Source organism: Saccharopolyspora taberi (assembly GCF_039534165.1).
In the GTDB taxonomy this organism is placed as follows: domain Bacteria; phylum Actinomycetota; class Actinomycetes; order Mycobacteriales; family Pseudonocardiaceae; genus Saccharopolyspora_D; species Saccharopolyspora_D taberi.
Genome location: NZ_BAAAUX010000024.1, coordinates 112,483 through 122,719, shown reverse-complemented (window position 1 = coordinate 122,719; position 10,237 = coordinate 112,483). Strand labels below are relative to the sequence as shown.

Here is a 10,237-nt window from a genome sequence, read left to right as displayed (position 1 = left end):
CGCCGCGCTGCGCGACGCGGGCGCACGGCTGGTCGGCATGCCCAAGCCGGACGGGGTGGAGCTGCTGGACGCGGTGACCGTGATGGACCGGCTGCGTTCGCCCGGCGGCTGCCCGTGGGACGCCGAGCAGGACCACGACACCCTGCGCAAGTACCTCGTCGAGGAGACCTACGAACTGCTCGACGCCATCGAGCAGCGGGACCGGCCCGCGCTGCGCGAGGAACTCGGCGACGTGCTGCTGCAGGTCCTGTTCCACGCCCGGATCGCGGCCGAGCACGGCGAGGAGCCCTTCGGCATCGACGACGTCGCGGCGGAGCTGGTGAGCAAGCTCGTGTCGCGGCATCCGCACGTGTTCTCCGACGCCGAGCACGTCCCCGACTCCGATTCCCAGCAGCTGCGCTGGGAGGAGCTCAAGCAGCGGGAGAAGCAACGCGAGTCCATTGTGGATGGTGTGGCGCTGGGGCAGCCCGCGGTGGCGCTGGCGGCCAAGCTCGTGCAGCGGGCCGACCGCGCGGGCGTGCCCGCCGACGTGCTGCCCGCGGGCGACTCGGTGGGCGAGGTGCTGTTCGCCGCGGCGGCCAGGGCCCGGCTCGCCGGGGCCGACCCGGAGGACGAGCTGCGCGCGGTCGCGCTGGCCTTCGCCGGGCAGGTGCGGGCGGCCGAGGCCAAGGCCCGCGAGGCCGGGCTGGAACCCGCCGAGCTCTCGGCCGAGCAGTGGCGCGGCTGCTGGACCTCGGGCGGCTGAACCGGACTGTGTGAAAAGTCGCCCCCGGTCACGAAATCGCCGGCCGCGACGATGTTGTTCAACGCGCACCGGCGAGCGCCGGCCGCGGCACTTCGGAGAGGACGGTTCGTGCGGCAGCGACCACGCAGCCCCTGGCTGGCACTGGGGCTCACGCCGATGATGACGCTGCTCGTGTCCTGCGCGCCGCCCCCGACCTCGCGGGAGTCGCCGGTCACGACCACCGAGTTACCCTCCGCCACCGCCCCGCCCGACCCCGGCGTGCCGCCGCCGGACGTCCGGCTGCTGCCCGCGGACGCGCCCCGGCTCACGCCGGAGGCCCGGCCGCAGAACCAGCTCACCACCTGGTCGGAGTCGCTGGCCGACCCGCTCAACATCCCCCGCGCCGCGCTCCAGGCGTACGGCTACGCGAGCCGGTCGCTCGAACGGACCGCACCCGACTGCCGGATCAGCTGGACCGTGCTGGCCGGGATCGGCGCGGTGGAGTCCAGCCACGGCAGGCACGGCGGCGCGAAGCTGGACCTGACCGGCAGGCCGAGCTCGGCGATCATCGGCCTGCCGCTGGACGGCAGTCCCGGGGTCAAGCGGATCGACGACACCGACGGCGGGCGGCTCGACGGCGACACCCGCTGGGACCGCGCGGTCGGCCCGTTGCAGTTCATCCCCGCCACCTGGCAGAAGTGGGCGGCCGACGCGGACGGCGACGGCGTCGCCGACCCGCACGACATCGACGACGCGGCGCTGGCCGCCGGGACCTACCTGTGCGACTCCGCGGGCGGCGACCTGCGCGACCCGGACCGGTTCTGGAAAGCGCTGATGACCTACAACGAGAGCCGCGCGTACGGCCAGGAAGTGCTCGACTACGCCGACCACTACGGCCGCAGGAGCCGGGAGCTGCCCGTCGCGCAGTAGCCGGGAGGGCCCGCCCAAGAGGTCCCACCCAGAGGTCCCCACCTCAGAGCCCACCCCAGAGGTCCCACACCGTGGGCCGCCGGGCCGGACCTGGCCCGATCGGGCTACCGGCAAGTAGCCTGGGCCGGGTGATCGAGACCACTGGTGTGCTGACCGCCCTGGGCCGGTTGGCGGTCGCGGTCGCGCTGCTCGCCGCGCTGGTCGGCGGCATCGGACTGCTCGGCGCGTTCGGCACCCCGTCGGCGGCCCCGGTCGCCGGACCGCAGCCGGTGCAGGAACTGCGGCCCGCTCCGGTCGAACCGGGCTCGGCCGCGCCGCCGGTGGAGGAGCCGATCCCGCAGGCCGGTCCCGGGGTGGACCCGGTCCGGCACTGGGCCGACCAGGTCTCGGCCGACATCGACGTCCCGGCCCGCGCGCTGGTGTCCTACGTCAACGCCGACCTGGCGATGCGCCGCCACCAGCCGGGATGCCGGATCTCGTGGACGACGCTCGCGGGCATCGGGCGCATCGAGTCCGACCACGGCCGCTACGGCGGCGCCCTGCTGCGCGAGGACGCGCGGCCGTCCCGGCCGATCATCGGCGTCCCGCTCGACGGAACGCCGGGCGTCCGGGTCATCGGCGACACCGACGGCGGCGCCCTCGACGGCGACCGGCTCTACGACCGCGCGGTCGGACCGATGCAGTTCATCCCGTCCACTTGGCGGAAGTGGGCCACCGACGGCAACGGCGACGGCCTCGGCGACCCGCAGAACCTCGACGACGCCGCGACCGCCGCCGCCCGCTACCTGTGCAACGGCGGCCGGAACATGTCCACCGGCCCCGGGTGGTGGTCGGGTCTGCTGTCCTACAACAACTCGGAGGAGTACGGGCAGAAGGTCTTCGGGCTGGCGGAGAAGTACGCCGCGGCGGGCAACCGCAGGCGCTGACGGCTACTCGAAGCGGGGGTCGGTGGCGATCCGGGCGTTGATCTCGCCCAGGGCTTCCTGGTAGGCGGGGTCGGGGTTCATGGTCGCGGCGAGCCGCAGCTGGGTCCGGGCTTCGATCAGCCTGCCCTGCCGTTGCAGCGTGCGGCCGAGGATCAGCCGCGCGTAGTGGTCGGACGGGTCCAGCTCCAGGACCCGCAGGAACGCCAGCTCGGCCCGCCTGAACTGCGCGGAGAACAGGTACGCGCGGCCGAGGAGCAGTTGCACGCTTTTCTTGTCCGAGGCGATGTCGAGCACCGGTTCGAGCACCCGGATCGCCTCCAGCGGACGCCGCTGGGCGACCAGGCTCTCGGCCCGGCGGAACGCCTCCACTGTGCCTTCGACGCTAGTAGGGCCTTCGCTGCTCATAGGTGGACCAGATTACGTTCCGGCGGGCCGATCCTCGACGTCCGACCGGATGGTGGTACATCCCGCCGGCGGGAGCACGTCGGCGGCGAAACCGCAGACCACACCGCCGACCGGCGGGATTCCGGCCATGACCACGGCCACGTGCCGGATCCGAGCGAGTCTGCGGCGGCGCCCACAACGCCCCCGTTAGGCTCGTACCCGGTCGTCGGGCGTTTCGGCCCGCCGTGTGCAACGCCGGGGCGGCTCGACACGTCCGTAGTTCAAACGCTGAATGAGGAGCACACGTGGCGATCATCGAGCAGGTCGGCGCCCGCGAGATCCTGGACTCCCGCGGGAACCCCACCGTCGAGGTCGAAGTCGCACTGGAGGACGGCACGCTCACCCGGGCCGCGGTTCCCTCCGGCGCCTCGACCGGCGAGCACGAGGCAGTCGAGCTGCGCGACGGTGACGCCGACCGCTACGGCGGCAAGGGCGTCGAGAAGGCCGTCGAGGCGGTTCTGGACGAGATCGGTCCGGAGCTGACCGGCGTCGACGCGATCGAGCAGCGGGTGGTCGACCAGAAGCTCGTCGACCTCGACGGCACCCCGGACAAGTCCCGGCTGGGCGCCAACGCGATCCTGGGCGTCTCGCTGGCGGTGGCCAAGGCCGCGGCCGAGTCGGTCGGCCTGGAGCTGTTCCGCTACGTCGGCGGCCCGAACGCGCACGTGCTGCCGGTGCCGATGATGAACATCCTCAACGGCGGCGCGCACGCCGACACCGGTGTCGACGTCCAGGAGTTCATGATCGCGCCGGTCGGCGCGGACTCCTTCTCCGAGGCCCTGCGCTGGGGCGCGGAGACCTACCACAGCCTGAAGTCGGTGCTCAAGGCCCAGGGCCTGGCCACCGGCCTCGGTGACGAGGGCGGCTTCGCCCCCGACCTGGCCAACAACCGCGCCGCGCTGGACCTGATCGCCACCGCGATCGAGAAGGCCGGTTACAAGCTGGGCCGCGACATCGTGCTCGCGCTCGACGTCGCCGCCACCGAGTTCTACAAGGACGGCGCCTACCACTTCGAGGGCTCCAAGCGCAGCGCCGAGCAGATGGCCGCGTACTACACCGAGCTGCTCGACGCCTACCCGCTGGTGTCCATCGAGGACCCGCTGTCCGAGGACGACTGGGACGGCTGGGTGCGGCTGACCAGCGAGGTCGGCGAGCGCGTGCAGCTGGTCGGCGACGACCTGTTCGTCACCAACCCGGAGCGGCTGGAGGAGGGCATCAGCCGCCGGGCGGGCAACGCGCTGCTGGTCAAGGTCAACCAGATCGGCACCCTGTCGGAGACGCTGGACGCGGTCCACCTGGCCACCTCCTGCGGCTACAAGAGCATGATGAGCCACCGCTCCGGCGAGACCGAGGACACCACGATCGCCGACCTGGCGGTGGCCACCGGCTGCGGCCAGATCAAGACCGGTGCCCCGGCCCGCAGCGAGCGGGTGGCCAAGTACAACCAGCTGCTGCGCATCGAGGAGACCCTCGGTGACGCGGCCCGCTACGCGGGCGAGCTCGCCTTCCCGCGGTTCACCCCGGAGGCATGACCATGAGCGGACGCGAGCGCGACCCACGTCGCCGCCGGGGCGAGGCCCCCGCGGCGCGGCGATCCGAGCGCGTCCGCCGGTCCGCCCCGAAGACCTCGGGCAAGAAGCGGCCGGGCGGGCAGCCGTCCGCCCGGCCGCGCCCGAAGTCCGGGAGCGCGGGCGCCTTCGGGCTCTCGTCGACGCGGCGGGCCGCGGTCCTGGCGACCGTGGTCTGCGCGATGGCGCTGAGCGTGTCGGTGCCGCTGCGCACCTACCTCAGCCAGCGCGACGAGCTGGCGACCCAGGAACAGCGGCAGGTGGAGCTGGCCAGGGAGGTCCAGGACCTGCGCCAGCGCAAGGCGGAGCTGTCCGACCCGGCGCACGTCGAGGCGGAGGCGCGGGCCCGGCTCGGTTACGTCCGGCCGGGGGAGACGCCCTACATCGTCGAGGTCCCGGCGCAGCCGGAGGCGGCCCCGCAGCCGCAGGAACCGCCGGACGACGGGCGCGCCTGGTACGAACAGCTCTGGGATTCGGTGACGGGGAAGTGACAGTGACGATCAACAGGCCGGAGCCGATCAGCGACGCCGACCGCGAGATCATCGCGCGGCAGCTGGGCCGGGCCCCGCGCGGCCTGCGCGCGGTGGCGGCGCGGGACTCGGCGGGCGAACCGACCGTGGTGCAGACGGACCCGCGGCTGGAGGACGGGACGCCGTTCCCGACCCTGTACTACCTGACCTCGCCCCGGCTGGTGTCGATCGTGTCGACGCTGGAGGCCGAGGGGCTGATGAAGGAGATGACCGAGCGGCTGGCGGCGGACGAGGAGCTGGCCGACCGGTACCGGCGGGCGCACGAGTCGTACCTCGCCGAGCGCGACGCGATCGAGTCGCTGGGCACCGACGTGAGCGCGGGCGGCATGCCCGACCGGGTCAAATGCCTGCACGTCCACGTCGCGCACGCGCTCGCGAAGGGCCCGGGCGTCAACCCGTTCGGCGACGAGGCGCTGGAGCTGATCGCGCAGCGCTGGCCGGAGTAGGTGGTGGCCGCTCCCGGCAGCTGAACCGCCGGACGCGGCGGCCGGACGGCCGATAGACTTCGCACCCTCGCGGCAGCATCGCATGAAGTCATCTTGTGGTCACTGACAGTTAAGAGGCGAAGCGCACGATGGGCTACGTCCGCGGTTTTCCTCCCGGCAGGTCGTTGACGCGGGCAGACCTGGAGTCGATGCCTCATGACGGGCACCGATACGAGCTGCTGGACGGGATCCTGATCGTGAGCCCGTCGCCGCGGCCACTGCACCAGCGCGCGATCCTCCGCTTGATCGTCGCGCTGGAACCGGCGTGCCCGGTGACCCACGAAGTGCTCCCGGCCCCGGTCGACGTGGTCCTGGCCGAAGACACGGTGCTGATCCCGGACATCGTCGTCGGCAGGCGCGACGCCTTCACCGAACAAGCGCTGGTAGGACCGCCGCTACTGGCGGTCGAGGTCCTGTCACCCCGCACCCGCCACTTCGACCTGCACCTCAAGCGCGCCAAGTTCGCCGAAGCGGGCTGCCCGCACTACTGGGTCGTCGACCCCGACGAACCGCGCATGCGCTGCTGGACCCTCGCCCCGCCCGGCGCCATCGACCTGGACCCCGGTTCCACGGCAAGAGAAACCGACGGCTACATCGAGGTCGCCTCGGTCGCGGGAGACCAGTGGCTGGAGGCCGACGCACCCTTCCCGGTCAGGGTGAGGCCGTCCGACCTGGTCTCCCGCTACCGCTAGACACCCAACACGCCAGCCAAAGAAGCCCCCACCCACAAGGGGAGGGGTAGAAGTCCCCACCTACGAGGGAGGGGTTTGGTTCTCATCCCGTCGACCTGGCGCAGCCCGATCAGGCCGTGTCAAGGGGGCACAGACAAGAAAACCGCAGCGCCCAAGCAAAACGGCCCCCTTGACGCGGTCTGATAGCCCTCCGTGGAGGTCGACGGGATGAGAACCACCCCAACCGAACCGCAGCGGATAGCCCCATCTCATCCCGGAGACCTGCCGGGGGTCCGGGGTCGGCGAGAGCCCCGGAACCACCCCCAAAACCGCAGCCGAACCAGCAAAGCCGCCCTGTCCCCGGAAACCTGCCAGGCCCCCAATCCCCCAAACCCTCAAGGCGTAACCCGCTCCAAGATCCCCCGCCCCTCGACGCCGGAAGTAGTCGAACCGAAGGTGTGCCCGGAAGGCCCGAGCCGAGTAGCGGTGAAAGCCTCGGCGACGGAGGACGGAGCGTGCCGGATCAGCAGCGAAGCCTGGAGCGTCAGCGCCAGCAGCTCGGCGAGCAGCCGCGCCCGCGCGGGCGCGGGGGAGCGCAGCTCCTCCCGGAGGCGCCGCAGCGCCCCGTCGTAGCGGGCGTCCGAGCCCTGCGCGGACGCGAGCTCCGCGAGCAGCGCGTCGGCGCTGGCGGGCTGCTTGTCCAGCGCCCGCAGGACGTCCAGCGAGGTCACGTTGCCCGAGCCCTCCCAGATCGACATCAGCGGTGCCTCCCGGTAGAGGCGGGGCAGCCCGGACTCCTCGACGTAACCGTTGCCGCCCAGGCATTCCAGCGCCTCGGCGACCGCGGCGGTCGCCCGCTTGCAGACGAAGAACTTCGCCGCGGGCAGCGCCAGCCGCAGCAGGTCGCGCTCGCCGTTGTCGACCGCCGCCGCCAGCCGCATGCCGATCGAGGTCGCCGCCTCGGACTCCAGCGCGAGATCGGCCAGCACCGCCTGCATCAGCGGCTGGTCCCGCAGCGTCTGCCCGAAGACGCTGCGGTGCCCGACGTGGTGTGCGGCCTCCGACAGCGCCGCGCGGATGTTGGCCGCCGAACCCACGACGCAGTCGAGCCTGGTCATCGACACCATCTCGATGATGCAGCGGACCCCGCGGCCCTCCTCGCCGATGAGGTGGCCGAGCGCCCCGGTGTACTCGATCTCGGCGGACGCGTTGGACTTGTTGCCGAGCTTGTCCTTCAGCCGCTGGATCCGGATCTCGTTGCGGCGGCCGTCGGGCAGCACCCGCGGCACCAGGAAGCAGCTGAGCCCGCCGGGCGCCTGCGCGAGGGTGAGGAACACGTCGTTCATCGGCGCCGAGGTGAACCACTTGTGCCCGGTGAGCCGGTAGGTGCCGTCGGCGAGCGGTTCGGCGGTGGTCGTGTTGGCCCGGACGTCGGTGCCGCCCTGCTTCTCGGTCATCGACATCCCGGCCAGCAGGCCGGACTTCTCGCCGGACGGCCGCAGCCCGAAGTCGTAGTGGCCCGCCCGCAGCTTCGGTTCGTACTGCTTGGCCAGCAGCGGCGAGTGCCGCAGCGCGGGCACCGCGGCGTAGGTCATCGAGATCGGGCAGCCGTGCCCGGCCTCCACCTGCGACCAGAGGTAGAAGCCCGCCGCGCGGCGGGCGTGCGCGCCCGGTCCGGCGTCCGGGGCCCACGGTGCGGCGTGCAGCCCGTGCCGCACCGCGCGGTCCATCAGCCAGTGCCACGACGGGTGGAAGTCGACCTCGTCGATCCGGTGGCCGTACCGGTCGTGGGTGCGCAGCACCGGCGGGTTCTCGTTGGCCAGGCGGCCGTGCTCGCGGGCTTCGGCCGAGCCCGCCTCCTGCGCCAGCGCGGCCAGTCCGGCGGCGTGCTCCGGGGCGTGCGCGCTGATCGCGGTGCGCAGCGCCGGGTCGCAGGCCAGCGGGTCGAATCCGTCCAGGGGCGGGGGCTGGTTGGCGACGCGGTGGGTGCTGAACCCGTCCGTCGACGGCTCGTTGATCAGCGTCATTACCCGAGAGTAGGTCACGGCGCGGCAACGCGGGACACCTCGCGGCAACTGATTTTTCCCACCCGGGCAACGCGGCGGGCGTCTCCTTTCGTCTGGCCTACAGACGGGTGACAGGGGATCCGCCACCGGGCGTTCCGTGACACGGTGGGGTATCCAGAAGGCCGCGTTCCCGGTCGGCACCACCGGTTCCGGGGGTCGGAACCGTCGCTCGACCAGCGACTGGAGGGGCAGTGACAGCTCGGCGAAGGCGTTCTCGCGCACGCAGGAATCCACCGGAAGGCCGCAGGTCCAGGTGGGTCGCGATCACCGCGTTGGCCCCTTCCCTCCTGCTTCCCGCGTCCCTCCTGGGAGCGTCCAGCACCTTCCTCGCGGCCCCGCAGGTCCCGGGCTCCGCGCTGCGCCAGGACGCCGACCCGCGCGATTTCGGCGCGGGCGGCCGGATCCCGCAGGCTGACCACATCGCCCCCGAGCTGCTCGCGCACGCGGGCCGACCGGAGGAGCTCACCACCGGTGCCGGCCCGGCCGTCGAAGTGCCGAGCGGACCGCTGGGCATCCCGGAACCGATGCTCGCCGCCTACGTCGGTGCGGCGGACAAGGCGAGCCCGTCGTGCGGGGTGCACTGGTCGGTGCTGGCCTCGATCGGCCGGATCGAGTCCGGCCACGCCCGCGGCGGGAAGATCGACGTGATGGGCACGACCGTGAACGCGATCCTCGGCCCGAGGCTGTCCGGCGGCCCGGAGATCGCCGCGATCCCGGACTCCGACGACGGGAAGTTCGACGGCGACCCGGTGTGGGACCGAGCGGTCGGGTCGATGCAGTTCATCCCGTCCACCTGGAAGCGCTTCGCGGCCGACGGCAACGACGACGGGATCTCCAGCCCGCACAACGTGCACGACGCGACCCTGGCCGCCGCCGACTACCTCTGCGCGGGAGGCAACGACCTGCGCGATCCGCGGAACCTCGCCGCGGCGGTGTTCCGCTACAACCACTCCGACAGCTACGTGCGGACCGTCCTGATCTGGGCCGCCGCGTACGCCAAGGGCGTCACGCCGACACCGTCGGACCTGGTGCCGGAGGTGGACGAGGACGAGGTGCTCGACGGCAGCAGGCTTCCGGAAGAGGGGCCCGCCGTCGCGGCGATGCCGCTGCCGCCCGGGGCCGCGCCCGCGCCGGGACCGGCTCCGGCGCCCGGTCAGCCGGCGCCCGGTCCGGGGACGCCCGCCCCGCCGCCGGGAAGCACGCCTCCCCCCGGGAGTACGCCGCCTCCCCCCGGGAGTACGCCGCCTCCCCCCGGGAGTACGCCGCCTCCCCCCGGGAGTACGCCGCCTCCGCCCGGAAGCACCCCGCCTCCCCCGGGAAGCACGCCGCCCCCGGACAGCTCAACGCCACCGCCGGAGAGCACCCCGCCTCCGCCGAGCACGACCCCGCCGCCCGACGGCAGCACCCCACCGCCGGACGGTTCGACGCCACCACCGGAAGGCAGCACACCCCCGCCTGACGGCAGCGCCCCGCCTCCGGAGAGCACGACTCCGCCGCCGGAAAGCACCACGCCGCCACCGGAAAGCACGCCCCCGCCGCCCGGGAGCACCCCGCCTCCGGAAAGCTCGACCCCGCCGGCCCCGCAGTCCTGCGAGGTCCCGGTGCTCGACACCGGCGAGTTCGTCACCGAAGAGGACCGGCCCAATGCGGGCACGGACATCCAGCCCGGCACGACCAGCCCGAAGGAAGCGGTCCCCGGCGGAACCGTCTACGTCGAACCGGGCGACGGCGGCCCGCTGACCCCGTGCTCGGTTCCGCAGGACTACGTCGCCCCGCAGCAGTGACACCACCGCCGCCCGGCGCGGGGTGAAGAGCTCACTGCCCCGCGCCGGAGTGAAGCTCCCACCGCCCCGCGCCGGGTGAACGGAGCCGCCGTCGAAGCGGGACCAGTCG

10 protein-coding genes are annotated in these 10,237 nt (G+C 73.0%); 8 read left to right on the top strand and 2 right to left on the bottom strand.

What is annotated here, in order from left to right; translation table 11 throughout:
* The 3 genes from ABD691_RS27880 to ABD691_RS27870 all read left to right on the top strand — a co-directional run.
* On the top strand, window positions 1-745 hold a 745-nt coding region (locus ABD691_RS27880; RefSeq protein WP_344684723.1), incomplete at its 5' end, for a nucleoside triphosphate pyrophosphohydrolase.
* A gap of 108 nt (window positions 746-853) precedes the next feature.
* Complete coding sequence (locus ABD691_RS27875; RefSeq protein WP_344684721.1) at window positions 854-1,654, top strand: lytic transglycosylase domain-containing protein; 801 nt, start codon at window positions 854-856, stop codon at window positions 1,652-1,654.
* Window positions 1,655-1,782: 128 nt separating this feature from the next.
* Window positions 1,783-2,580: a lytic transglycosylase domain-containing protein gene (locus ABD691_RS27870; protein ID WP_344684719.1), complete on the top strand. Its 798-nt coding sequence runs from the start codon at window positions 1,783-1,785 to the stop codon at window positions 2,578-2,580.
* Between the two features lie 3 nt (window positions 2,581-2,583).
* Here the strand turns inward: ABD691_RS27870 and ABD691_RS27865 are convergent, their stop codons facing one another.
* On the bottom strand, window positions 2,584-2,985 hold the full coding sequence (locus tag ABD691_RS27865) for a tetratricopeptide repeat protein (RefSeq protein ID WP_344684717.1): 402 nt from the start codon (window positions 2,983-2,985) through the stop codon (window positions 2,584-2,586).
* A 284-nt stretch (window positions 2,986-3,269) separates the two neighbouring features.
* On the opposite strand from ABD691_RS27865, the gene eno reads away from it, so the two are divergent.
* The 4 genes from eno (at window position 3,270) to ABD691_RS27845 (ending at window position 6,299) form a co-directional block, all read left to right on the top strand.
* Window positions 3,270-4,556 (top strand): phosphopyruvate hydratase, encoded by a 1,287-nt coding sequence (eno, locus tag ABD691_RS27860; RefSeq protein WP_344684715.1) that lies wholly within the window; start codon window positions 3,270-3,272, stop codon window positions 4,554-4,556.
* A complete protein-coding gene (locus ABD691_RS27855) occupies window positions 4,553-5,083 on the top strand; it encodes an FtsB family cell division protein (protein WP_344684713.1) in 531 nt (176 codons plus the stop codon). The genes eno and ABD691_RS27855 overlap by 4 nt, the downstream gene beginning before the upstream one ends.
* 26 nt (window positions 5,084-5,109) lie before the next feature.
* Window positions 5,110-5,568, top strand: coding sequence for a DUF501 domain-containing protein (locus ABD691_RS27850; RefSeq protein ID WP_344684733.1), 459 nt, complete (start codon window positions 5,110-5,112; stop codon window positions 5,566-5,568).
* 164 nt (window positions 5,569-5,732) lie between these two features.
* The gene (locus tag ABD691_RS27845) at window positions 5,733-6,299 is read left to right on the top strand and encodes a Uma2 family endonuclease (RefSeq protein WP_344684711.1); all 567 of its coding nucleotides are present in this window, start codon (window positions 5,733-5,735) and stop codon (window positions 6,297-6,299) included.
* A gap of 374 nt (window positions 6,300-6,673) precedes the next feature.
* On the opposite strand, the gene ABD691_RS27840 is transcribed toward ABD691_RS27845, so the two are convergent.
* Entirely contained in the window at window positions 6,674-8,305 is a 1,632-nt protein-coding gene (locus ABD691_RS27840; protein WP_344684709.1) for an isovaleryl-CoA dehydrogenase, read from the bottom strand.
* Between the two features lie 311 nt (window positions 8,306-8,616).
* Here ABD691_RS27840 and ABD691_RS27835 point away from each other — a divergent pair, with 311 nt between their 5' ends.
* The gene (locus ABD691_RS27835) at window positions 8,617-10,128 is read left to right on the top strand and encodes a lytic transglycosylase domain-containing protein (RefSeq protein WP_344684707.1); all 1,512 of its coding nucleotides are present in this window, start codon (window positions 8,617-8,619) and stop codon (window positions 10,126-10,128) included.
* Window positions 10,129-10,237 lie beyond the last annotated feature (109 nt).

Coding starts and splice junctions, on each gene's coding strand:
- ABD691_RS27865 (WP_344684717.1), bottom strand. CDS start 2,985: ATGAGCAGCGAAGGCCCTACTAGCGTCGAAGGCACAGTGGAGGCGTTC.
- ABD691_RS27855 (WP_344684713.1), top strand. CDS start 4,553: ATGACCATGAGCGGACGCGAGCGCGACCCACGTCGCCGCCGGGGCGAG.
- ABD691_RS27840 (WP_344684709.1), bottom strand. CDS start 8,305: ATGACGCTGATCAACGAGCCGTCGACGGACGGGTTCAGCACCCACCGC.